General features: G+C 69.2%; 22 protein-coding genes. 11 read left to right on the top strand and 11 right to left on the bottom strand.

Going from position 1 to position 21,976, the window contains the following annotated elements; translation table 11 throughout:
• Nucleotides 1–42 precede the first annotated feature (42 nt).
• Genes ACRWK7_RS06385 through ACRWK7_RS06365 form a run of 5 tightly spaced genes read left to right on the top strand, consistent with a single transcriptional unit; the run spans nt 43 to nt 4,217 of the window.
• Nucleotides 43–588 (top strand): DUF3261 domain-containing protein, encoded by a 546-nt coding sequence (locus ACRWK7_RS06385; RefSeq protein ID WP_431855365.1) that lies wholly within the window; start codon nt 43–45, stop codon nt 586–588.
• Complete coding sequence (locus ACRWK7_RS06380) at nt 585–1,781, top strand: beta-ketoacyl-ACP synthase (protein WP_431855364.1); 1,197 nt, start codon at nt 585–587, stop codon at nt 1,779–1,781. The genes ACRWK7_RS06385 and ACRWK7_RS06380 overlap by 4 nt, the downstream gene beginning before the upstream one ends.
• Complete coding sequence (locus ACRWK7_RS06375; RefSeq protein ID WP_431855363.1) at nt 1,781–2,272, top strand: hypothetical protein; 492 nt, start codon at nt 1,781–1,783, stop codon at nt 2,270–2,272. The genes ACRWK7_RS06380 and ACRWK7_RS06375 overlap by 1 nt, the downstream gene beginning before the upstream one ends.
• Nucleotides 2,269–2,994, top strand: coding sequence for a 3-ketoacyl-ACP reductase FabG2 (locus ACRWK7_RS06370; protein WP_431855362.1), 726 nt, complete (start codon nt 2,269–2,271; stop codon nt 2,992–2,994). Before ACRWK7_RS06375 ends, ACRWK7_RS06370 begins: the two co-directional genes overlap by 4 nt.
• Nucleotides 2,994–4,217 (top strand): beta-ketoacyl-ACP synthase, encoded by a 1,224-nt coding sequence (locus ACRWK7_RS06365; protein WP_431855361.1) that lies wholly within the window; start codon nt 2,994–2,996, stop codon nt 4,215–4,217. The genes ACRWK7_RS06370 and ACRWK7_RS06365 overlap by 1 nt, the downstream gene beginning before the upstream one ends.
• An 11-nt stretch (nt 4,218–4,228) precedes the next feature.
• Here ACRWK7_RS06365 and ACRWK7_RS06360 read toward each other — a convergent pair whose 3' ends face one another.
• The 4 genes from ACRWK7_RS06360 to ACRWK7_RS06345 all read right to left on the bottom strand — a co-directional run bounded on the left by ACRWK7_RS06360 (nt 4,229) and on the right by ACRWK7_RS06345 (nt 8,962).
• The gene (locus tag ACRWK7_RS06360) at nt 4,229–5,809 is read right to left on the bottom strand and encodes a phytoene desaturase family protein (RefSeq protein ID WP_431855360.1); all 1,581 of its coding nucleotides are present in this window, start codon (nt 5,807–5,809) and stop codon (nt 4,229–4,231) included.
• A 101-nt stretch (nt 5,810–5,910) separates the two neighbouring features.
• On the bottom strand, nt 5,911–7,584 hold the full coding sequence (locus tag ACRWK7_RS06355) for a glycosyltransferase family 2 protein (protein ID WP_431855359.1): 1,674 nt from the start codon (nt 7,582–7,584) through the stop codon (nt 5,911–5,913).
• Nucleotides 7,585–7,661: 77 nt separating this feature from the next.
• On the bottom strand, nt 7,662–8,051 hold the full coding sequence (locus ACRWK7_RS06350) for a hypothetical protein (protein ID WP_431855358.1): 390 nt from the start codon (nt 8,049–8,051) through the stop codon (nt 7,662–7,664).
• A gap of 167 nt (nt 8,052–8,218) precedes the next feature.
• Nucleotides 8,219–8,962 carry a hypothetical protein gene (locus ACRWK7_RS06345; RefSeq protein WP_431855357.1) on the bottom strand — a complete coding sequence of 248 codons (744 nt, stop codon included), beginning with the start codon at nt 8,960–8,962 and terminating at the stop codon, nt 8,219–8,221.
• Between the two features lie 114 nt (nt 8,963–9,076).
• On the opposite strand from ACRWK7_RS06345, the gene ACRWK7_RS06340 reads away from it, so the two are divergent.
• On the top strand, nt 9,077–9,649 hold the full coding sequence (locus tag ACRWK7_RS06340; RefSeq protein WP_431855356.1) for a TetR/AcrR family transcriptional regulator: 573 nt from the start codon (nt 9,077–9,079) through the stop codon (nt 9,647–9,649).
• A gap of 184 nt (nt 9,650–9,833) precedes the next feature.
• Complete coding sequence (locus ACRWK7_RS06335) at nt 9,834–10,241, top strand: Hsp20/alpha crystallin family protein (protein WP_431855355.1); 408 nt, start codon at nt 9,834–9,836, stop codon at nt 10,239–10,241.
• Nucleotides 10,242–10,304: 63 nt separating this feature from the next.
• Here the strand turns inward: ACRWK7_RS06335 and ACRWK7_RS06330 are convergent, their stop codons facing one another.
• Nucleotides 10,305–10,859: an Hsp20/alpha crystallin family protein gene (locus ACRWK7_RS06330; RefSeq protein WP_431855354.1), complete on the bottom strand. Its 555-nt coding sequence runs from the start codon at nt 10,857–10,859 to the stop codon at nt 10,305–10,307.
• 137 nt (nt 10,860–10,996) lie between these two features.
• Between ACRWK7_RS06330 and ACRWK7_RS06325 the strand changes: the two genes are divergently transcribed.
• Nucleotides 10,997–11,200: a universal stress protein gene (locus ACRWK7_RS06325; RefSeq protein WP_431855353.1), complete on the top strand. Its 204-nt coding sequence runs from the start codon at nt 10,997–10,999 to the stop codon at nt 11,198–11,200.
• A gap of 17 nt (nt 11,201–11,217) precedes the next feature.
• Nucleotides 11,218–12,204, top strand: a complete 987-nt coding sequence (locus ACRWK7_RS06320) for a ribose-phosphate diphosphokinase (RefSeq protein WP_431855352.1) — start codon at nt 11,218–11,220, stop codon at nt 12,202–12,204.
• Here ACRWK7_RS06320 and ACRWK7_RS06315 read toward each other — a convergent pair.
• On the bottom strand, nt 12,182–13,252 hold the full coding sequence (locus ACRWK7_RS06315) for a hypothetical protein (protein ID WP_431855351.1): 1,071 nt from the start codon (nt 13,250–13,252) through the stop codon (nt 12,182–12,184). The two genes, ACRWK7_RS06320 and ACRWK7_RS06315, sit on opposite strands and share 23 nt — an antisense overlap.
• Nucleotides 13,253–13,268: 16 nt before the next feature.
• Nucleotides 13,269–13,574: a hypothetical protein gene (locus ACRWK7_RS06310; RefSeq protein WP_431855350.1), complete on the bottom strand. Its 306-nt coding sequence runs from the start codon at nt 13,572–13,574 to the stop codon at nt 13,269–13,271.
• Between the two features lie 155 nt (nt 13,575–13,729).
• On the opposite strand from ACRWK7_RS06310, the gene ppsA reads away from it, so the two are divergent.
• A complete protein-coding gene (gene ppsA / locus ACRWK7_RS06305; protein WP_431855349.1) occupies nt 13,730–16,138 on the top strand; it encodes a phosphoenolpyruvate synthase in 2,409 nt (802 codons plus the stop codon).
• 18 nt (nt 16,139–16,156) lie between these two features.
• On the top strand, nt 16,157–16,735 hold the full coding sequence (locus ACRWK7_RS06300) for an NAD(P)H-dependent oxidoreductase (protein WP_431855348.1): 579 nt from the start codon (nt 16,157–16,159) through the stop codon (nt 16,733–16,735).
• 46 nt (nt 16,736–16,781) lie between these two features.
• On the opposite strand, the gene ACRWK7_RS06295 is transcribed toward ACRWK7_RS06300, so the two are convergent.
• The 4 genes from ACRWK7_RS06295 to ACRWK7_RS06280 form a co-directional block, all read right to left on the bottom strand.
• Nucleotides 16,782–17,327 (bottom strand): hypothetical protein, encoded by a 546-nt coding sequence (locus tag ACRWK7_RS06295; protein WP_431855347.1) that lies wholly within the window; start codon nt 17,325–17,327, stop codon nt 16,782–16,784.
• Nucleotides 17,328–17,633: 306 nt separating this feature from the next.
• A complete protein-coding gene (locus ACRWK7_RS06290; RefSeq protein ID WP_431855346.1) occupies nt 17,634–18,242 on the bottom strand; it encodes a response regulator transcription factor in 609 nt (202 codons plus the stop codon).
• Nucleotides 18,243–18,258: 16 nt separating this feature from the next.
• Nucleotides 18,259–20,790: an ATP-binding protein gene (locus ACRWK7_RS06285; protein ID WP_431855345.1), complete on the bottom strand. Its 2,532-nt coding sequence runs from the start codon at nt 20,788–20,790 to the stop codon at nt 18,259–18,261.
• A gap of 330 nt (nt 20,791–21,120) precedes the next feature.
• A complete protein-coding gene (locus ACRWK7_RS06280; protein WP_431855344.1) occupies nt 21,121–21,843 on the bottom strand; it encodes a LuxR C-terminal-related transcriptional regulator in 723 nt (240 codons plus the stop codon).
• Between the last annotated feature and the right edge of the window lie 133 nt (nt 21,844–21,976).

The raw sequence follows: 21,976 nt of genomic DNA, 5'->3' as shown, positions 1-21,976 counted from the left end.
GGGTGGATCGCACTCCTGCTTTGGCTGGGGGCGTGCACCGCCATGCCCGGCAGCTCAATCAACTCTGAGCCGACCGACGCACGCACGCCGCTGCTCGCCCCCGGCGAGCCGCTGGCCCTGCCGCGCCCGGCCGATCTCGGGCAGAGCGTCGAGGCGGCGCAGCTCATCACCGCCCGGCGGGACGGGCAGACCTTCGTCTTCGAAGGCCGGCTCAGCATCACGCCGGAGCGCTTCCTGCTGGCCGGGGTGGACAGCCTGGGCCGCCGCGCCATGACCGTCACCTGGACCGACGCCGGGCTGGAGGTGGAGACAGCCCCCTGGCTTCCCCCGGCGTTGCGGCCGGGCAGCATGCTGGCCGACATCGTGGTGCTGTACTGGCCCGAGGCGGCTGTGCGGCGCGCCCTCGCCCCCACGGGCGGCACGCTGAGCGCGGACGCGCACCGGCGCAGCGTGCGCATCGGCGGCAAGGAGGTGCTGCGCGCCGAGCACAGCTGGGCCGAGGGGGCGCCCTGGACCGGCACGCTGCGCTACGCCAACCTCGCCTGGGGCTACGAGATCGAGGTGCAGTCCACGGCGGCGCCGCGATGAGCCGCGCGCCGGGACTCGCCGCCATGGGCCTCGCCTCCCCGATCGGCACCGGGGCCGCCGACGTGGCCGCCGCTTTGTTCGCCGGCACCCGCGCCGGCCTGCGGCCGCGGTCCGACCTCATTTCCGGCCACAGCGTGCCGGTCGGGTCGGTCGATGCGCCGCTGCCGCCCGTGCCGGCCGGGCTGGAGACCTACGACTGCCGCAACAACCGCCTGCTGCTGCTGGCGCTGGAGCAGGTCCGCGACGCCGTCGAGGCGGCGGCCAAGCGCCATGGCCGGCACCGCGTCGCCGTGGTGATGGGCACCAGCACCTCGGGCATGGCCGAGGCGGAGGCCGGCTTTGCCGCGATGCGCCGCGACGGTGCGTGGAGCGGCCCGTTCCATTACGACCAGCTCGCCACCGGCGGACCGGCGGAGTTCGCGGCGCGCGCGCTGGGACTGACCGGGCCGGCCTACACCGTGGCGACGGCGTGCTCGTCCAGCGGCAAGGTGTTCGCGTCCGCCCGGCGGCTGATCCGCGCCGGGCTGTGCAACGCCGCTCTGGTCGGCGGCGCCGACACGCTGTGCGGCACCACCGTGGGGGGCTTCAGCGCGCTGGAGGCGGTCTCGGCCGGCCTGTGCAATCCCTTCAGCGCCAACCGCGACGGCATCAACATCGGCGAGGCGGCGGCGGTCTTCCTGCTGACCGCCGAGGACGCCCCGGTCCGGCTGCTGGGGGTGGGCGAAAGCTCCGACGCGCATCACGTCAGCGCCCCCGACCCGGAGGGCCGCGGCGCGCTCGCCGCCATGCGGGCGGCGCTGGCCGACGCGGGACTGGCGCCGGGCGACATCGCCTACGTCAACCTGCACGGCACGGCGACGGCGCTGAACGACTCCATGGAGGGCAAGGCCGTGCACGCGCTGTTCGGCGCGGGAACCCCGTGCAGCTCCACCAAGGCGATGACCGGCCACACGCTGGGCGCCGCCGGGGCGTGCGAGGCGGCGTTCCTCTGGCTGGCGCTGAATCCGGCGCACAACCCGGACGGCCTGCTGCCGCCACACCTGTGGGACGGCGTCGCCGACCCGGAGATCCCGCCGCTGAACCTGATCGCGCCCGGCGCCGCGCTCCCTCCGGGACGCGCGGCGATGCTCAGCAACTCCTTCGCGTTCGGCGGCAGCAACGTGGCCCTGGTGCTGGGCCGGGGGGAGTGGTGATGAGCACGTGTCCATGGCCCATCGAGGAACTGCTGCCGCACGCCCGGCCGATGATCCTGCTGGACGAGGTGGTCGGACGGGTGGACGGCCGCTTCGTGTCGGCGCTGACCGTGCGCGAGGGGGCTCCCTTCGTGGCGGCCGGGCGCGGCGCCCCGGCCCACGTCGCCGTAGAGTGGATGGCGCAAGCCTGCGGCGTGCAGGTTGGCGTGGAAGCCAGGGAAAGCGGCGGCGCGGTCCGCCTGGGCCTGCTGCTGGGCACGCGCGACTTCCGCGCCTCCGTCGCGTGGTTCGCCGTCGGCGAACGGCTGGAGGTGTCGGTCGCGCCGGTCTTCCGGGATGAGACCATGGGGTCTTTCGACTGCGTGGTGACGCGCACGGGCACGGGGGAGGAACTGGCGAAGGCGCAGCTCACCGTCTACCAGCCCGAGGACACGGCCGCGCTGCTCGCCAGCCAGGGTGTCCAGGTTCAGGGGGTACAGGGCACACGATGAAGAGAACGATCCTGGTCACGGGGGCCAGCAAGGGCATCGGCCGCGCGGTCGCGGAACGGCTGGCCGCCGACGGCTTCGCGGTGGCGGTGCATTACGGCCGCGACGCGGCCGGCGGCGAGGCGACGCTGGCGGGCATCCGCGCGGCCGGCGGCGAGGGCCGCCTGCTGAGCTTCGACATCGCCGACCGCGACGCCGCGCGCACCGCGCTGGAGGCCGACATGGAAGCGTTCGGGCCCTACTGGGGCGCGGTGCTGAACGCCGGGATCGCCCGTGACGCCGCCTTCCCGGCCATGGCGGACGACGAGTGGGACTCGGTCCTGCACACCAACCTCGACGGCTTCTACAACGTGCTGAAGCCCCTGGTGATGCCGATGGTCTCGGCCCGCAAGGGCGGGCGGATCGTGACGCTGTCGTCGGTGTCCGGGCTGATCGGCAACCGGGGCCAAGTCAACTACAGCGCCGCCAAGGCCGGCATCATCGGCGCCACCAAGGCGCTGGCGATCGAGCTGGCGAAGCGGAACATCACGGTGAACTGCGTGGCGCCCGGCATCATCGAGACGCAGATGACGGACGGGCTGCCCATGGAGGAAGCCCTGAAGCTGGTGCCCATGCGCCGCGTCGGCAAGCCGGAGGAGGTGGCGGCGGTGGTGTCCTTCCTGTGCTCGGACGGGGCGGCGTACGTGACGCGGCAGGTGATCGCGGTGAACGGGGGTATGGTCTGATGCGCAGGGTCGTCGTCACGGGCATGGGCGGGGTGAGCGCGCTGGGCGAGGACTGGCCCACCATCCGCGCCCGCATGGAGAAGGGCGAGACCGCCGTGCGCACCATGCACGAGTGGGACCGCTTCCACGGAATCAACACGCGCCTCGCCGCCCCGGTGCTGGGCTTCTCGGTGGACGACCGCTACCCGCGCAAGAAGACGCGGACGATGGGGCCGGTCTCGAAGATGGCCGTCTACGCCACCGAGCGGGCGCTGAACGACGCGGCGCTGCTGAACGATCCGTTCGTGAAGAGCGGGCGCGTCGGCATCGCCTACGGCTCGTCGTTCGGCAGCCCGGCGCCGGTGATCGCCTTCGCCGAGCTGATGACCCAGGGGGCGTCCAAGACGCTCAACGCCACCAGCTACATCCAGATGATGAGCCACACGGCGGCGGTGAACATCGGGCTGTACTACGGCGTGACCGGCCGCGTCATCCCGACCAGCAGCGCCTGCACCTCCGGCAGCCAGGCCATCGGCTACGCCTACGAGGCGATCAAGTGGGGCAAGGCCGACGCCATGATCGCCGGCGGCGCCGACGAGCTGGACGTGACCGAATCGGCGGTATTCGACACGCTGTTCGCCACCTCCACCCGCAACGACCGCCCGCACACCAGCCCGCGCCCCTACGACCGCGACCGCGACGGCCTCGTGATCGGCGAGGGTGCCACCACCCTGATCCTGGAGGAGCGCGAGCGCGCGATCGCCCGCGGCGCCACCATCCACGCCGAGGTGGTCGGCTTCGCCTGCAACTCCGACGGCAACCACGTCACCCAGCCGCAGGCCGAGACCATGGAGATCGCCCTGCGCATGGCGCTGGAGGACGCGGGGCTGCAACCGGACGCCATCGGCTTCGTCAACGGCCACGGCACCGCGACGGAATGGGGCGACATCGCCGAGACGGCGGCGACCCGCGCCGTGTTCGGCAGCCGCGCACCGATCCACTCGCTGAAGAGCTACTTCGGCCACTCGCTGGGCGCCTGCGGCGCCCTGGAGGCGTGGCTGGGCATCGAGATGATGCGCCAGGGCTGGTTCGCCCACACCGCCAACCTGGAGAACGTGGACGAACGCTGCGCCGAGCTGGACTACGTCATGGGCGAGGGGCGGCGCATCGAGACGGAGTTCCTCATGTCCAACAACTTCGCCTTCGGGGGAATCAACACCTCGCTGGTGTTCCGGCGGGTGTAGGCGGCGGCCGCCTACTCCGCCGCCTCGGCTTGCGCCTCCGGGATCCCCGTCACCCCAGGAATCCCGGTGATCAGGTTCGCCGCGCACACGCCGGAGATCACCACGGCCTCCACGCCGGGACCGCTCTGGCAGCCGGCGCCGACCAGCATCAGCCCCGGCAGCGGCGTCTTGGTGGGCGGGCACCATTGGCCGCGGGCGGCGCCGTAGATGGCGCCGTTGTCGGCGAGCGCGTAGCGCGTGAAGGTCGTCGGGCTCGCCGTCTGGCGGTACAGGATGCGGCCCCGCAGCCCGGGGATCACGCCCTCCGCCGCGGCGACCAGACGGTCGGCGAAGGCCTCCTTGCGCGCGCGGTTGACGGCCGTGCCGGCGGCGAACCACTCCGCGGCCTCCGGTTCGGGGCGCAGGCAGAGCATGGTGACGGCGGCGTGCCCCTCCGGGGCGAGGGAGGCGTCGATGGCGCTCGGATTGCCGATGCCGAAATGCAGGCCCCCGGCGCCGACGAACACGCGGGCGGGCAGGTCCGGCACGCCCTCCACGGCGAGGCTGACCAGCACCGCCGTCGGGCCGCGCTTCAGTCCCTTCACGCGCTGGGCGTAGCGCCTGGGCAGCAGCGCCGGGTCGACCAGCCGGGTCAGCGTGCCGACGACGTCGGAGTTGGCGAGCACCAGCGGCGCCCGGTGCACCACGCCGCCGGCGGTGACGATTCCGGCGGCGCGGCCGTCCTCGGTCAGGACGCGTTCGGCACGGGTGCGCAGGCAGACCGCGCCGCCCTTCTCCCGGATCACCGCGCACAGCAGCTCCGCCAGCCGCTGCGAGCCTCCGGCCGGGTACCAGCCGCCCTCCAGGTAGTACCCGAACAGCGGCGCCATCTCGCGCACCGACAGCAGCTCGGGACGGTCGGTGACGTACTCGCTGATGGTGGTCAGCAGGGCCTTGAGCCGCGGGTCGTCCACGTACCCGTCCAGCATCTCGGCGTAGGGGCGGTGCATCCAGCGCCAGGCGTGCGGGCGGCGGGCGGTCCAGGCCTGCATGGCCTCCAGCGTGGCGGGCGGCATCGGCACGCCCCCGGTGTCGTCCACGTCGGCGTAGAGATCGGCGTAGACGCGTTCCATCTCCGCGAAGAAGGCGGCGATGCCCGGAGCTTGGTGCGGGAACAGGACCTGGAGACGCGTCACCAGATCCGCCGGACGGTCCGGCACGTCCAGGCACAGGCCGTCCTGCACATAGCGGTGGCGGACCCGACGCCAGTCCAGCCGCGGAGCCGCGCCCAGGCCGTCCAGCAGCCGCCGCAGCGGCCCGCGCGGGCCCAGCCCGCTGAAATCCTGCACCCCGGCGTCGAAGACGTACCGCCCCACCGCGCCGTCGCGCCCGCGCACCTTGCGCAGCCATGAGGAGCAGTACCCCCCCGGCCGGTCGTGCGCCTCCACCACCAGCACCTTCAGCCCGCGCGCCGCCAGCGTCGCCGCCGCCGACAGCCCGCCGATCCCGGCACCGAGCACCACCGCGTGGTGCTCATGCTCTCCGGACGGCCAGCGGCCGAACTCCGGGACCGGCCACGCCGAGGGCTCGCGGGAAGGGGATCGATGCGTCATTCGGGGGAAAGGCTCGGGACGGCGGGTGACGTGCAGAGCACTTTATATGCATCGGCCCGCACGATGCCAGCCCAGGCTGTGCATGGACCGGTGGCTTCGCTTTACGGGCGGCCGGTCTTCGGCTCGGCCCAGAAGTCGAAGAAGTTGTACCATTGCATCGGATCGCGCAGGCAATGGTGCTCGAGCCGCCGGGCGTAGCGCGCGGCGAGCTCGGTCAGCGCGGCGTCCTTGCCGCGGCGGGGCAGGTCGATGCGCTCGGCGAAGGGTTCGAAGGTCACGCGGTGCCCCTCGCCCTCGCGCAGGCAGAACATCAGGTAGACCGGGCAGCCCATCAACGCCGCCAGCACGTAGGGCCCCTGCGAGAACGCGGCGTCCTGCCCCAGGAACGGCACCATGCTGACCCGGCCGTTGAACTCCACCGGCGTGCGGTCGCCGGCGATGGCGATCCACTCGCCGCTCTCCACGCGCTCCTTGAGGTCGATGGCCGTCTCGGGGCCGACGTCGGTGACCTGGATGGTGTGGTCCGCGGCGTCGGGGCGGACGGAACGGATCAGGCGGTTGTAGCGGACGGCGTGCCGCGTGTGCAGCAGCACGTTGATGTCCTTCTCGAACCGCATCGCCAGCCGGGCGCGCGACAGCTCGGCGTTGCCGAGGTGCGAGACGATCAGCAGCGCGCCCCGTCCCTCGGCCGCGAGGCGGTGCAAGGGCTCCGCGCCGTCCACGGCGATGGGGCCGGTGCGCTCCGGGTCGGCCCAGGCGATGAAGGTGTCCAGCGCCTTCGCGGCGAAGCTCATGTAATGGCGTAGCCCGTCCCGCCAGGACGGGGCCGGCAGGCCCTGCACCGCCTGCGCCCGCGCCAGGAAGCCCAGCGAGTGCCGCCGCCCCGCGGAGTTGCTCAGGTAAAAGTAGGCGACGACCGGCCACAGAAGCGCGATGCAACCCGGCCGGCCGAGCAGCCGGTAGACGAGCGTCACCAGCCGCATGCCCCACCACGCCCCGCGCTCGCCCATGCTCGCCCAATGCCCGCCGCCATCGAGCTTGGGCGGCCGGTTGCGCAGCACCGAGGGCAGGCGCAGCAGCATGGTCAGCACGAGGCGCGTGTGCATGCGCGTCAGCAGCACGTTGTCGCGCAGAAGGTTGAAGTTGGAGGTGTTGCCCTCGGGATAGACGACCCGCACGGGGATGTGGATCAGCGGAACGCCGCGCCAGAACAGGCGCACGACGATTTCCGGATCGAAGTCCATCCGCGTTCCGACCCGCTCGCCGTCCAGCACGGCGATGGTGGAGGCCAGCGGATAGACGCGGAAGCCGCACATGCTGTCCTTCACGCGCAGCGACAGCGTCTCCACCCAGATCCACACGTGAGTGGCCCAGCGCGCGATCAGGCGCGAGCGCGGGACGGACCGGTCGTAGACCGGGCGGCCGCTGACCAGCGCCTCGGGGTGCGCCGTGGCGGTGGACAGGAGGTCGGCGACGGCGCCCAGGTCGTGCTGGCCGTCGGCGTCCACCTGCACGGCGTGGGTGAAGCCGCGTTCGTGGGCACGCCGCAGGCCGGCCATGACGGCGCCGCCCTTGCCCCGGTTCACCTCCAGCCGCAGCACCTCGACCCCGTCCGCGGGCGCGTGCAAGGCCGCGATGGCGGTACGGGCAGGCTCGCCGCTGGCGTCATCGACGATGATGACCGCCAGCCCGTGGCCCCGCAGCGCCGCGACGATGCCGCCGAGCACCGCGTGGTGGTTGTGGCTGGGAATGACGGCGCAGGCCTGGATGCTCATGCCCTCTCCAGGGGAGCTTGCCGGTCGGAGAGGCGCCCTCCTACCCCACACCCCGGAGCAGCGTCAAGCCGTCGGACTCAGGGGCGCGTCCCGATCTGATCGAGCTTCGCCGCAATGTCGCGTTCGAGGTTCCCGACCCAGCGGTTGTAAGCGCGCTCCACCCCGTCGTCGCGGCGCTCCATGTTCTTGGCGCTGACGTACTGGATTCGGTAGGTCTGGTTCGAGAACAGCACATCGGCCTCCGCCACCCACGGCCACTTGGAGTAGGTGGCGCGGACCTGCCCGTCCGACACGTGCCGGAAATGCCAGCCGCGCCGGGCCCCGGCCTCGACGATGGCCGCCTCGATGGCGGTCAGCGGCAGCACCCGTGCGCCGGGCGGCACCGTGTGCTCCTGGGTGGTCGAGATCGGCTTGGTCTGGCAGGCGGCCAGGAGCAGGACGGCGGCGACCGCCAGGATGTTGCGCACGAAACCTATCCCTCTTGGTGTATCGCGGAGCCCTCATACTCCCTTTTCGCGAAGCGCCGGTCAACGGCCACGCTCGCGTTTGTGGATGGCGGGGCGCTTTCGTCGCCCCGGCCCTCCGATCCCGTCAGACGGTTGCTGCGTGAGTCCCCAGCGCGAGGAGGTTCGCGTCAGGCCGCGGCGGCAACGTGGGCGGCCAGCACACGGTCATCGTAGCTGTAGGCCAAGGCCCGGAGCGCCGCTGCGCCGTCGCCATGGAACGAGGGTCCGTGCATGAGCGCAAGCGTGCGCGGTGCAAGGTCGGCAAGGCGGCGGATCGTGGCGCCCATGCCGGGGTTCAGGTTGGAGTAGCGGAACATCTCCTCGGCGGCGACCGCCGGCCCGACGATATCCCCCTCGGTCAGCGCCGGCCCGTCGCCGAGCTGGGTGAACAGGTCGCCGCACAGCAGCGTGCCGGATCCCTCCTCATACAGCAGGCCGGCCTCCCAGCCGTGCGGGACGTGGGGGGTGTCGAGGTAGCGGACGCGCTTTCCCATGCCGAGGTCGATGGCTTCGCCGTCCTGCACCATGCGCGGCGCGCGGTCAGCCATGTCGTTCAGCGAAACCAAGCACGCGGTCTGCCCGTGCACCACCTCGGCGTGCGGCGCCAGCGCCAGCCAGTCGTTCATTGCGCCGCACTCGTCCGCCTCATAGTGGCCGAACGCGATCCAGCGCAGCTGCTCCGGCGGCATCAGGCGAGCGACCGCAGCGCGCACCAGCGGGAACATCGCCCGCGGGCCGGTGTGGAACAGCAGGGGTTCCTCGGCGAGGACGAGGAACTGGTTGAAGGTGAACCCGGCGGGCGGCGCGATCTCCGGCACGAACATCGAGAGCCGGTAGATGCCGTCGGCGATTTCACGGACCTTGGTCTCCATGGTGTCCTCCCTGCGGCGGTGTCGTTGGTGCCGCCCGATTTGACAGAACACGACCGTGCACTTAAAATGAGGGGACGTCAATGTTGAGAGCACGGCAATGTGCAGCGAAAAAGGATGAGCCGTCCCTATACGATGAAGCGCCGGGCCGAGCAGCAGGCGGAGACCCGCCGGCGCATCGTGGAAGCCGCGGTCGAACTGCACGGCAGCGTCGGGCCGGCGCGCACCAACACCAGCATGGTGGCGGAACGGGCGGGCGTTCAGAGGCATACCCTCTATGCCCATTTCCCCGACGAGCGGAGCCTGCTGCTCGCGTGCTCGGGCTTGGTGGCGGAACGCGATCCGTTGCCGGACGCCGAGCCTTGGCGGGGCATTGCGGACCGCTGCGAACGGCTGCGCACGGGACTGCGGGCGCTGTATGGCTGGTACGGGCGCAACGCGGATCTGGCGGGATGCGTGCTGCGGGACGTGGAGCATCACGCACTGACGAGGGAGATCGCCGAACTGCGGATTGCCCCGCACATGCGGGCCTGCCATGAGGTGCTGGGTGATGGGTTGAGCCCGAGCCAGCAGGCGATGCTGGGACTGATGCTCAGCTATTTTACGTGGCGGACGCTGGTGCGCGAAGGCGGGCTGGAACAGGACGCCGCCGTGGCTTTGGCAGCTCACGCCATCGCCGGCGCGGGATGAGGCGGAGCAAAGCCGGCCGTTCATTGCCATGCATCGGCTGGAGTGCGCTTGGACCGGCCGGTCTTCCGGCTCGTTGCAGAGGTTGTTCGCGCCTCCGGGTGATGCGGCCTTAACCTGGATAAACGACGGCGTTGGTGGCGGGCGCTACCTCTGCGGCCACAACGATGTTCAGGAGGGTCCGACCATGACCGCCAGAGGTCGCGCTGTTCCCGTCCACCCGCGGACCGGGCCGGAACCGAACGGATCCAGGGTTCCGGAATCGGCCGACGACATGGCGATCGGGCATCTCACACCCGACGCCGACCAGATCGAGTATCCGGAAGCCCATGAACTGCTGGTGGAACTGCCCGGCCTCGCAGCGCCGGACATCGACGTCGGGCTGACCGAACGGGAGGTGATCGTCGCCGCCGTCAAGCCGGATCCGGAAATGACGAGTTGCACCGCGGTGGCCCGCCACCTGATGGAGCGGCGGTACGGCGCGATCCAGCGCGCATTCGCGCTGCCACCCGACATCGACCGGAGCGCGATCCGGGCATCGGTCGAGGACGGGGTGCTGACGATCGTGCTGCCGAAAGCGCGGCGCGGAGTCTAACCCGGCACCATTGGCGGTCACGTCGACCGCCGATGGTGCCGTTTTCCCGATGGTGCCGGGCGGTCAAGTCTTGGCGACCTCGATGGTGCGCTTGTTCGGCGCGCTCGGCGCGGTCTTCGGCAGCGCGATGGTGAGCACGCCGTTCTTCATGGCGGCCGTGATGCCGTCCGCCTTCACGTTGGCCGGCAGCCGGAACGAGCGCGCGCACATCCCGTAGCGGCGTTCCGAGAAGGTGCGGTTCTTGCCCTTCTCCTCCTTTTCCTCCTTCTTCTCGGCCTTGATGGTCAAAACGTCGTCCTGCACGCTGACTTCGACGTCCGTCCCGTCCATGCCCGGGATCTCCAGGGTGATCCGGTACTCGCTCTCCCGCTCGTCCACCTCCGCCGGGGGAATGATCGCCTCGACATCGGCGTCGCTGCGCAGCAGCGGCTCCAGGTCGAACATCGGGCGGCGGCTCCACGGCAGGCGGAACATGGACGACGCCTCGTCGAACAGGCGGTCGAACTCATCGCGCAGCGCCAGCAGCGGGTGGCGGTTGCGCTCGGCCAGTTCCCTGGCGGCCGCGCCGGTGGACTTGACGTCCTGCGTCGGCTTCTCGGTGATGGTCGTGTCGGCCATGGCATCCTCCTGGGCTTTGCCGGTGATACGACGGCTTTATGCCCCCGGAGCGGCGGTCGGACTTTAATCTGGATTAACGCTGGCGGCGCTTCTTCGGGACACTCTGGGCGCAAGCGTTCCGCACCCCGGAGGCCGTCATGGTCAAGCACATCTTGGTTCCCCTCGACGGCACGTCATCGGACGAACGCGCGTTGGCGGCGCCCTTCGATCTCGCCGGCCTCTTCACCGCGCATGTCGATCTCCTGCACACCCACCCCGACCCCCGCGAGATGATCCTGGGCGGGGCCACGCGCCACAGGCTGGGCACGCCGCTCGCCTGCTCGGTCGTCCTGGCCCATTGAGCACGGCGGAGGCGGCCATGGCACGGGACGAACTGGCGCTGTTCGACCTCGATCCCGATTGGGCGCAGGGGCGGAGGATCGCCGAGCGCCTCGAACTTCCGCTTTGCCCGTTCGAGGAGCGGACCTTCGAGGACGGCGAGTTGAAGATCCGGCCGCTGGTCGGCGTGCGGGACAAGGACGTCTTCGTCGTCCAGTCGTTGCACGGCAGCCCGCACCGCAGCGTGCACGACCGGCTGTTCCGGTTGCTGATCTTCGTCGGCGCGCTCAGGGATTGCTCGGCACGGCGGGTGACGGTCGTCGCTCCCTACCTCGCTTACGCGCGCAAGGACCGCCGCACGAAGCCCCGCGACCCGGTGACCACGCGCATCATGGCGGCGCTGTTCGAGGCGGTCGGCACCGACCGCGTGGTGACCATGGACGTCCACAATCTGGCCGCGTTCGAGAACGCCTTCCGCTGCCGGACGGAGAACCTAGAGGCGCGGCCGCTGTTCGTGCGCCACGTCGCCCCGCTGATCGGCGACGAGCTGGTGTGCGTGGTGTCGCCGGACATCGGCGGCGTGAAGCGGGCAGAACGGTTCCACGCCTCGCTGTCGCGGGCCCTGGGCCGCGAGGTCGGCATGGCCTTCCTAAACAAGACGCGCAGCGCCGGCGTGGTCGGCGGGGGAACCCTGGTGGGCGACGTGGCCAGCCGGACGGTGATCGTGCTGGACGACCTCGTCAGCACCGGAACGACCCTTCTGCACGCCGGCGAGGCGTGCCGCCAGCAGGGAGCGCGGCGGGTCTTTGCCCTGGCGACACACGGCGTGTTCGCTCCCGGCGCTGCGCACCTTCTGGCCGCGCCGGCGTTCGAGCGGATCGTCGTCACCGACACGCTGGCGCCGTTCCGGTTGCCGGAGGACGTCCTCGCCCGGCGCCTCGACGTCCTGGACATCGCGCCGCTGTTGGCGGAGGCCATCGCGCGCCTGCACGCCGGCGGCTCGATCAGCGACCTGCTGGCCGACTGAGGGCGGGCGGCGACAGACGCTCGCCGTAATGCACGGCGAGGATCAGGTAGCTTCGCATCCGCGCCAGCCAGTGCGGACGGCGTTCATCCGCCTCGTCGAGCCGGCGGGCGGCCAGCCGTGCGCGGAGCCCCGCCCGGAAGCTGCGGTAAAAGTCGAGCACCGGTGCCGGTGGCGCATCGGCGGTCGCCGTGCGATAGACGTCGAGAACCACATCCCCGATCCATGGCGCTCCGAGCCTCTCGCATTCGAGCCCGAAGTAGGCGAGTTCGTCCGCGGGGTCGAGGAGACGGAGGCCGCGATTGAATTCCAGGCAGTCGATGATGATGGGCTCGTTGTCGAGGAAGATGTGCTCGGGCCGGAGATCGCCGTGCGCCTCGACGACGCGTCCTGATCGCGCCCGCTCCTCCAGAAGCCCGCCATGCGCCGCGAGGCCGGCGCGCTGTGCGGTCGCCGCCGCGTCGGCGAGGGCCGCCAGTGCAGGCGCTCGGTCCGCGACCTCCTGGAGGTTGGCGTCGATCTCGGGCGCGAAACCGTGCCGGTAGCGCTCCGGATCGCTGTCCAGTCGCGGGGCGCTTGCGTAGAACCGTGCCAGCACCTGCCCCAACCGGATGGCGTGCGAGCCGTGCACGCCGTGGGTCCGGATCGCCTCGTCGAGCCGCAGCCGCGTGGGCAGGCGTACCATCTGCACAAGCCAATCCACTTGGTGTCCCGTGCCGCCGAGGTGAAGCCGGCCGTCGTCGCGCATGACCAGCGGCACGACGTCCAGGTAGATGTTCGGGGCGAGGCGGCGGTTCAGGCGCACCTCCGCCTCGCAGTCCGCCTTGCGGGCATCGACAGTCGAGAAGTCGAGCACCGGCGTGCGCACGGGCTTCTTGAGCTTGTAGGCGTGCCGGTCGGTCAGGAACACCCAGGACATGTGCGTCTGCACGGCGTCGACGCCGATCGGGCGCTCCGGATAGGACTCGGGGCGCTGAAGGAACGCCACCTTGTCGGCGAGCGGCAGGCCACCTTCGACGTCGTTCGAGTGGAAGGCCGCCGGACCGGTCATGTACGCCCGCCGGGCATCAGTGGACGGGTTCCGGCTCGTGCTGCACGGGGGTGCCCAGCTCGCGGAAATGGAAGAGGGCCCACGCCCGCTGGCCGTTGTAGTCCAGCACGCGCAGGTCGTCCGCCTGTCGCAGATCCTGGCAAACCTTGTCGAAATGTCCGCCGTACCGCTCCTTCGCCAATGACAGGGGGATCTCGTAGGCAAGGAATTTCTCGATGCCCTTGCCCGCCAGGGTCCTGAGGAGGGGGCGCTCCTCCACGCTGTCGTAGGAGGTCAGGACGACCAGCGGGCCACTGCCGGTGATCAGAAAGAACACGCGCATGATCCACCTCGCGGCGTCGTAAAGGCCGGCGAAGGCCGGCCGGCGCCCGATCATGGCACCCCGGCTGTTCGCGGCATTAACCGAGATTAAGCGGGGCGGACCACGGTCGCCGTATCCTGGTTCGAGACCGCGCACCAGGAGCGAGGGAGGCCGCCATGGCCAACGCCCACCACATCCGCTGGTTCTCCGAACTCGGACGCGACGACGTGTCCCTGGTCGGCGGCAAGAACGCGTCCCTTGGCGAGCTGTACCGGCATCTGGCCGGGGCCGGTGTGGCCGTTCCGAATGGGTTCGCCCTCACGGCCGAGGCGTTCCGCGACGCGCTCGACGCGGCGGGCTCCTGGGATGAACTGCACGGCCTGCTCGACGGGCTGGGGAAAGAGGACGTCGGGCGTCTGTCCCGCGCCGCCGCCCGCGCCCGCGAGATCGTGTACAGCGCCGGCATCACCCCGTCGGCCGAGGCGGAACTGCGCGACGCCTATCGGGCGCTGCGCGACGAGTACGGCCCCGACCTCACCGTCGCCGTGCGCAGTTCGGCCACCGCCGAGGACCTGCCCACCGCCAGCTTTGCCGGGCAGCATGAGACCTACCTGAACGTCGTCGGCGAGGCGATGCTGGTGGACGCCGTCCGGCGCTGCCAGGCTTCTCTGTTCACCGACCGTGCCATCGCCTACCGCATCGACCAGGGGTTCGAGCACTTCAAGGTCGCGCTGTCGGTGGGCGTGCAGAAGATGGTGCGCGCCGACCTCGCGGCGGCCGGCGTGATGTTCTCCATCGACACGGAGACCGGCTTCCGGGAGGCGGTGTTCATCACCGGCGCGGTCGGGTTGGGCGAGACGGTGGTTCAGGGCTCCGTCGACCCTGACGAGTTCTACGTCCACAAACCCACCTTCCGGCGCGGCCACCGCGCCGTGCTGCGCCGGCGCCTCGGCGACAAGCAGGTGAAGATGGTCTACCGGCCGGGCCACAGCCGCGACACCACGCGGGTGATTCCGACCCCCGATGCGGAGCGCGAGGTCTTCTGCCTGACGGACGAGGAGGTGTTGCGGCTGGCCGGCTATGCCATCGCCATCGAAGACCATTACGGCCAACCCATGGACATGGAATGGGCGAAGGACGGCCTGGACGGGCGCCTGTATATCATCCAGGCCCGCCCGGAAACCGTCGCATCGCGCCGCAGCGCGCTGGAACTGGAAACCTTCGTGCCGGAAGGCAGGGGTGTGCTGCTGATCACCGGACGCGCGGTGGGTGCCCGTATGGCCAGCGGGCCGGTGCGGATCGTGAAAGGCGCGCACAACCTCGCGGCCTTCCGGCCGGGCGAGGTGCTGGTCGCCGACACCACGACACCCGACTGGGAGCCGGTGATGAAGACCGCGGCGGCCATCATCACCAACCGCGGCGGCCGCACCTGTCACGCCGCCATCGTGGCTCGCGAACTCGGCATTCCCGCCGTCGTCGGTGCGGAAAACGCCACGACGGTGCTGCGCGACGGGAGGACCGTCACCGTGTCCTGCGCCGAGGGCGATACCGGCAAGGTCTACGACGGTGCGCTGCCGTTCCGGGTGGAGCGTATCGACCTGGGCAGTCTGCCGCGGCCGCAGACCCGCATCATGGTCAACCTCGGCAACCCGGACCAGGCCTTCCAGACGGCCGCGCTGCCGGTGGACGGCGTCGGGCTGGCGCGCATGGAATTCATCATCAGCGAATCCATCAAAGTCCATCCCATGGCGCTGCTGCATCCGGAACGGGTCGGCGACCCGGTGGAACGCGAGCGCATCGCGTCGTTGACGCGCCACTGCCTGAGCGGTCCCGCCTATTTCGAGCAGCACCTGTCCGAGGGCATCGGCACCATTGCCGCCGCCTTCCATCCGCGGCCGGTGATCGTCCGGCTGTCGGACTTCAAGACCAATGAGTACGCCGCGCTCCTCGGCGGGCGCTGGTTCGAACCGGCGGAAGAGAACCCGATGCTGGGCTTCCGCGGTGCGGCGCGCTACGCGCACCCGGCGTACGAGGAAGGCTTCGCGCTGGAGTGCCGGGCGTTGGCGCGCGTGCGGGGGACCATGGGGCTCGATAATGTGAAGGTCATGGTTCCTTTCTGCCGCCGCACCCAAGAAGCGGAGCGCGTGCTGGAGGCCATGGCACGCCACGGCCTGGAGCGCGGACGGGACGGGTTGGAGGTCTACGTGATGTGCGAGATCCCCAACAACGTGCTGCTGATCGACGAGTTCGCCCGCCTGTTCGACGGCTTCTCCATCGGATCCAACGACCTCACCCAACTGACGCTTGGCGTGGATCGCGACAGCCCGCTGGTCGCCTTCGACTTCGACGAGCGGGACCCGGGCGTCCTCGCCTTCCTGCGCCATGCGGTCGAGGGTGCCAAGCGCAACGGACGCCCGTGCGGCATCTGCGGGCAGGCACCGTCGGACTACCCGGAGATGGCGGAGTTCCTGGTGCGACTCGGCATCGACTCGATCAGCCTGACGCCGGACAGCGTGTTGCGCACGCTGCGCACCGTGGTGGAGCTGGAACGGAGTCTCGGCCGGCCGCCGCGGACCGCTTCCTAACGAAGAGGGAAGAACGCCATGAAGCACGTCGTCGTCTTCGCCCACCCGCGTTCCGGCAGCTTCATCCGGCAGGCGGCGGGCGCCTATGTGGACGAGTTGGAACGGTGTGGGCATGCGGTGGAGGTGCGCGATCTCTACACCATGCGCTTCAACCCCGTGCTTTTGGCCGAGGAGTTGGCCGGCGAGGGGCCGTTGCCCGAGGACGTCCGGCTCGAGCAGGCGCTGATCGAGGCCGCCCAGGGGATCACCTTCCTGTTCCCGATCTGGTGGGCGTCCATGCCAGCGATGCTCAAGGGCTATGTGGACCGCGTGTTCACGTACGGCTTCGCCTGGGAGATGCGCGACGACCGCGCGGAGGGGAAGCTGCACGGGCGCAGGGGCGTGTTCATCACCTCCTCCGGCGCGCCCATGGACTATCTGCGCACGAGCGGAGAGTTGCAGGCGTTCACCGTCACCCAGGACGACGCGATCATGGGCCTGTGCGGGATCCGTGTGGCCGAGCACCTGCACTTCGACGACATGGGGCCGCACGCCACGGCGGACCACATCGACGCGTGCATCGCGCGCGTGCGCCGCTGCGTGCGCGACCACTTCTGACGCACGCGGCGGATCGTGCCGGGCGGCGGTGCTTCCGCGCCGTGGCCTACGCAGGAGCCGTGACGATGCGCCCCGCGTTCGCATCGCCGGCGCGGCTCACGGCAACGCCCGCCTTGCGCCGTGCCCGGCAGGGAGCGGGGCACTCACCGATGCCGCTCCGCACGACCGCGGACATCTGGAGGTTTGCGGACAACGCGCGCTGCCTCAGCGGGCATCGCTCCAGAAGCTTCTGAAGCTCACCCAGGATCACTTCTGGCGTGGCCGGCTTGCTCAGATACTGGCATCCCAATCCACGGATGAAGTCCCGGGCCTCCCTGGAGGTGTCGCCCGTCAGGACCAGCACGGACAGGTTCGGGTAGCGAAGCCTCAGCATGGCCACGCACTCCCCACCACCGACGCTGGACTTCAGGTTCCAGTCGACGACCGCAAGGCACGGCGGGTCGGTCAGTTCATCGAGGAGTTCCGGGAGGACGGTGGGCAACGGCAGGCATTGCATGCCCTTGCTGCCCAGCAGCAGTGCAAGGGAGTGTCGGCAAAGAAAATCGTCGTCTATGACAACAACGCCGCACTGTGCAACAAGTCCATCCACCATGCTTTCAATCCCCCGAGTTACGCGCGGATTGCGCGTCATGACTGGGAAGGAGAGGATTTCGCGCGGTTATCGATTCTTCTGCCTGCCGGATCGCAGGGAGGCGACATGACGTGCCTTTTACGCACAGGATTTGCCGAAAGACGTTCTCGAACTCGGAGGCGCAATATCCTGATGAGGAGAGTTAAACAAACAAGCGCGCCTGTGTACATGCGTAAGCATGCGTAGGTAGGGCTACCGAAGCGCAGCGGATGACGAGGCCATGCACCGCCTCCTTCCGACCGGAGGGGCGATGAGGATCCGGAGGGTTCATGTTGAAGGGGTGCTGCCGGATGACATCCGCTGCACACCAGCCGCGATCGCCAGCCGGATGAGGTTCGGCACCCCGGAAACGTGGAGACGGGCGGCGATGTTGGCGCGGTGGGCGTCGACGGTTCTGGGGCTGATCCCCAGGTTGAACGCGATGAGCTTCGTCGGCAGCCCGGCGACGATGCCCTGGAGGACTTCGTGCTCCCGATTGGTGAGATCGGTCAGACGCTCGCGGAACACCGCGAGCTCCGGATCGTCCGGTGTCGCGGTGCGGGCGAGCGCCATGTCGATGGCGGACAGCAAGGTCCGGTGCTCAAAGGGCTTTTCGACGAAATCGACGGCGCCGGCCTTCATGGCGCGCACCGCCAGGGGCACGCTGGCGCGCGCGGTCATGAGCACCAGCGGAATGGCGATGCCGCGCTCCTTGAGCACCTGCTGGAGGGCGAGCCCGTCGAGGCCGGGCATCGACACATCGACCAGCGCGCAACCCGACGGATCGCTGTCGATGGCGTCGAGAAAACTTGCGCCGTCCGGGTGCTCGGCCACCGCATAGCCGTCCGCCTCGAGCAGCAGCGCGACCGACTCGCGGAAGGGTGTGTCGTCGTCCACGACGTGAACCAGAGGCCTAGACATCGGCATGCCTCTTCGCAACGGGAACCGTCAGCCGGAAGACGGCGCCAACAGCATTGGTGTCCGTCCACAGCCGTCCGCCGTGCGCTTCGACGATTGCGCGGCTGGTCGACAGGCCCAGCCCCGTGCCATCGGGCTTCGTGGTGGAAAAGGGGGAGAACAACCGCGGCCGGATCTCTTCGGCAATCCCGGGACCACTGTCGGCGACGGCGATTTCGATCATGGACTCGTCGGGTTGCGCCGCGACGGAGATTTCGATCTCCTTGTCTGGCGCGTTCGCAACGGCTTCGGCGGCGTTGCGGATCAGGTTCACCAGGACTTGCTGGATCTGAACCCGGTCGATGAGCGCCGGTTCAAGGCATTCGGGAACCGAAACGCTGATCCGCAGGCCGTCGCGCAGGTCCCCCGGCAACGCGAGGGTGCAGGCCTCGTCGAGAAGCGGAGCAACGCGCTCGGACCGCAACTCGAGTTCACGCTTGGCGGCAAAGGCGCGGACCTTGCGCATCGTCGTCAGTGCGCGGGCCAGCTGTTCGCGCGCACGGCCGATGACCGTTCCAAGCTTGTCGTCTCCGGCCACCGCCTGCGCGAATTGGAGATAATTCGACGCCGCGCCGATGGGCTGGTTGACCTCATGGGCGATGGTCGTCGCCACGGCACCGATGAGGCTCAGGCGTGCCGCGTGCAGCATGGCCATTCTCGCCTGGAGGGCTTCGGCCACCGCCCGCCGGCTGCCGGTGACGTCCTGTAGCACGCCGACGATCCGCCGGCCGGAGCCTTGAAAGACCTGCAGTTTCGCATGGAACCACCGGATCTGGCCATCGGGCCGATTGACGCGGCAGTCGAACGCCGCCTCGTTCTGCCCGTCGGGCGCCAGCACCGCCCCCATCCCCGCCGCGACCCGCGCGCGGTCATCTGCGTGGCAGAGCGCGAGAAGCCGCTCGTATGTCAGTCCGGCGTCGCGGGAAACCCCGAGAAGGTCGTACAACTCGGGCAGCCACGTCCATCGGCCGGTCGCCGGATCCACCTCGAAGGTGCCGAAGCCGGCGACCTGCGCACCCAACCGGATGCGCTCCTCACTTTGTCGCAGCGCCTCCTCGGCCTCCTTCCGGGCGGTGATGACCTCGGCGAACAGGAGGGCGCCGCCGACCGCGCCCGCGGAGTCGTACCAGGGCTCCATGCGCCAGCTGACCCAATCGACCCCGCCGTCGGCACGCCAATAGCGCTCCGCTTCGCATTGGGCCGTCTCGCCGGAGAGCACCCGTGCGTGCACATCGCGCCACGGCTGCGGCACATCGGGAAACACCTCGTAATGCGACCGGCCGATCAGATCGGACGTGCTCGCTGCATCGACTCTGTGATCGGTGATGAAGCGGCGGGACGCCGACAGATACCGCATGTTCTGATCGAACATGACGATGCCGGCGGGGGCGTTCTCGATGAAATGCGCCAGTCTGCCTTCGCTCTCCCGGATGTGTGATGCCGCCTGCCGGGCTTGCGCCTCGCTCGCTATCAAGGCCGCCGTGCGGGCCTGCACCAGATCGGAGGTGACCTGAAGCGCGGTGCTCACCGCTTCGAGTTCGACGATCCCCTGCACCAGGGGTGTGATCCGCTGGCCGCTTCCCAGAGCCGCGGCGGCGGAGGCGAGTTGCGCCGCCGGTCTTGCGATGCGGCGCCCGAACAGAACGGCCCCAAGGAGCGACAGGAGGACGAGCGCCAGCCCGCCGACGCTGAAGAGCAGGATGGTTTGACGAGCGGAGGCGGCAAGCAGCGTCTCGGGTACGCTGACCCCGACCAGCCATCCGGAAGAGCGGGACAGGCGGTAACTCTGGACCGTCCGGTTCCCTTCGAGATCGGCGATGCGGTGGATACCCTCCGGGGCGTGCGTGATCCGGTTCCAGGTCGCGTCGGGAACCCTGGTCCCGACGACCTCGGCGGCGCGTGCCGAACGGCCGATGATGACGCCGTCGGCGTCGGTGATTCCCGCGATCCAGCCGGGAGGCAGGCGCCCGCCGGTGAGAAGCCCCTGCAGGTGCCGCTGATCGATGGTGAGGCTGAGCAGGTGGCGGACGGTGCCCTGGTGGACCACCGGCACGACGACGATGAGGATCGGCGCCTGGAGGAGCGCGCCCACGATCAACCCCGACACCTGAGGCCGAAGCGTGTCGATGGCCCGCCTGTCGGCCTCGAATCCGCTGTTCACCGGCAACGGGCTTCCCCAGGGAACGCGGGTGTTCAGGACTTGCTGGTTGGAACGGTCTCGAACGACGACGTTGGTCCCCAGTCGGTCGCGCACCTGCACCGCGATACCGTAGAAGGCGGCCAGATCGCCGTTCGAGAGTTCATCGACCACGGCGAGAACCTCCGCGGCGGCGGCGAGGCGCGCGATTTCCCGGTCGACATCCTCGGCCAGCAGGGCGACCCGGTCGCGCACCATCTGCTCGGTCCGCTCAACCTCCTCCATGGCGTTGCGGAGGAGGAGCGTGCCGGAGAGCAGAACGAGCGGCAGCGTACTGGCGCTGACCAGCAATACAAGCCACGTCCGCAAGGGCAAGGGGCGTCGGCGCTCTCGGGCCTTCGGCCCGGCCCGTGTGAACCGAAGCACACGAAGCATCCGCTCCCCCTGATCGAAGACATTACAGTCGATGCAGCGACCTGTTCCTGCGTACCGTCGCGATGATTCAGAAAAAATGCGCATTCCGCCGGCGCGATCGGGCGGCAACTCGCTTCCCGGCTTCGGAAGGATACGTCAATATTGTCCCGAGCGGACGATTTGGGGGCTATTGCGCGAGAGGGACGTGTCCGCCTTCGCAATGCACCTCCCCAAGCCCGTTGTTGAATGCCGCAGGCTCGACCGCAATCATTCCGCCGCCCTGGCGGCGTTGGCGGCCTGCACGCGGTTTTGCACGCCCAGCTTGCGGAAAACGTGGCAGAGGTGCGACTTCACCGTTACCTCGCTGACGTTCAGCCGGCGGGCGATCAGCTTGTTGGGCAGGCCCTCGCTCAACAAGTCGAGGATCTCGCTCTCGCGGGGGGTGAGATTCTGTTTGTGGACGCCCCGCCCCTCGGGGAGGTCAAGGGTGAGACCCGTCGGATCGAGCATGACGGCGGGAACGTAACGCTCACCGGCAAAGATCAAGCGCAGCGCCGAGAGCATTGCCTCAGCGCTCAGTCGCATGGGGATGTAACCGGCCACACCGAGTTCCAGCGCTTCCTGGATCACCTTGCGATTCGTCTCCGCCGAGAGCACCGTCACGTATACTTCCGGGTACTGGTCGCGGATTGCCCGCAGTGTATGAGCTGTCTTCAGGCGGGAGATGCGAGGGTTAATCAAAACCATGCGAATGCCGCTTACGGTAGCGAGAATATGCAGGACCTTATCGAATGTTTCCGCCTCGAAAACTTCCGTGTTTTCTGCAATTCTCATGAGGAATGGGCGCAATCCATCGCGCATCATCTCATGGTCGTCCGCAAATATAACTCGCATCACGTTTGCCGCCATTGCGACATAGACATCGAGGCAGCGCCGACGCCATGCCATTATTAGTAATAATACCATGACACGCGGCATATTTTTGGTCAACTAAGTAGAATTACCTACTATTGATATTTTGAAGGACAAACAGTTTCATTGCTGAAATGTTGAAACAATATATGAAATCCGAAGCTCAGGCCGTCATTTTATCCAGAAAAATTCAAAAGTATACGCTTCAATC

It is taken from the genome of Azospirillum sp. (assembly GCF_050789165.1).
This window is presented reverse-complemented; position numbering and strand designations above follow the sequence as displayed.

Bases quoted from the DNA above. Each gene is read 5' to 3' on its own strand.
- ACRWK7_RS06385 (WP_431855365.1), top strand. From the start codon at position 43: ATGCCCGGCAGCTCAATCAACTCTGAGCCGACCGACGCACGCACGCCG.
- ACRWK7_RS06380 (WP_431855364.1), top strand. From the start codon at position 585: ATGAGCCGCGCGCCGGGACTCGCCGCCATGGGCCTCGCCTCCCCGATC.
- ACRWK7_RS06375 (WP_431855363.1), top strand. From the start codon at position 1,781: ATGAGCACGTGTCCATGGCCCATCGAGGAACTGCTGCCGCACGCCCGG.
- ACRWK7_RS06370 (WP_431855362.1), top strand. From the start codon at position 2,269: ATGAAGAGAACGATCCTGGTCACGGGGGCCAGCAAGGGCATCGGCCGC.
- ACRWK7_RS06365 (WP_431855361.1), top strand. From the start codon at position 2,994: ATGCGCAGGGTCGTCGTCACGGGCATGGGCGGGGTGAGCGCGCTGGGC.
- ACRWK7_RS06360 (WP_431855360.1), bottom strand. From the start codon at position 5,809: ATGACGCATCGATCCCCTTCCCGCGAGCCCTCGGCGTGGCCGGTCCCG.
- ACRWK7_RS06355 (WP_431855359.1), bottom strand. From the start codon at position 7,584: ATGAGCATCCAGGCCTGCGCCGTCATTCCCAGCCACAACCACCACGCG.
- ACRWK7_RS06345 (WP_431855357.1), bottom strand. From the start codon at position 8,962: ATGGAGACCAAGGTCCGTGAAATCGCCGACGGCATCTACCGGCTCTCG.
- ACRWK7_RS06340 (WP_431855356.1), top strand. From the start codon at position 9,077: ATGAGCCGTCCCTATACGATGAAGCGCCGGGCCGAGCAGCAGGCGGAG.
- ACRWK7_RS06335 (WP_431855355.1), top strand. From the start codon at position 9,834: ATGACCGCCAGAGGTCGCGCTGTTCCCGTCCACCCGCGGACCGGGCCG.
- ACRWK7_RS06330 (WP_431855354.1), bottom strand. From the start codon at position 10,859: ATGGCCGACACGACCATCACCGAGAAGCCGACGCAGGACGTCAAGTCC.
- ACRWK7_RS06325 (WP_431855353.1), top strand. From the start codon at position 10,997: ATGGTCAAGCACATCTTGGTTCCCCTCGACGGCACGTCATCGGACGAA.
- ACRWK7_RS06320 (WP_431855352.1), top strand. From the start codon at position 11,218: ATGGCACGGGACGAACTGGCGCTGTTCGACCTCGATCCCGATTGGGCG.
- ACRWK7_RS06315 (WP_431855351.1), bottom strand. From the start codon at position 13,252: ATGACCGGTCCGGCGGCCTTCCACTCGAACGACGTCGAAGGTGGCCTG.
- ACRWK7_RS06310 (WP_431855350.1), bottom strand. From the start codon at position 13,574: ATGCGCGTGTTCTTTCTGATCACCGGCAGTGGCCCGCTGGTCGTCCTG.
- ppsA (WP_431855349.1), top strand. From the start codon at position 13,730: ATGGCCAACGCCCACCACATCCGCTGGTTCTCCGAACTCGGACGCGAC.
- ACRWK7_RS06300 (WP_431855348.1), top strand. From the start codon at position 16,157: ATGAAGCACGTCGTCGTCTTCGCCCACCCGCGTTCCGGCAGCTTCATC.
- ACRWK7_RS06295 (WP_431855347.1), bottom strand. From the start codon at position 17,327: ATGGTGGATGGACTTGTTGCACAGTGCGGCGTTGTTGTCATAGACGAC.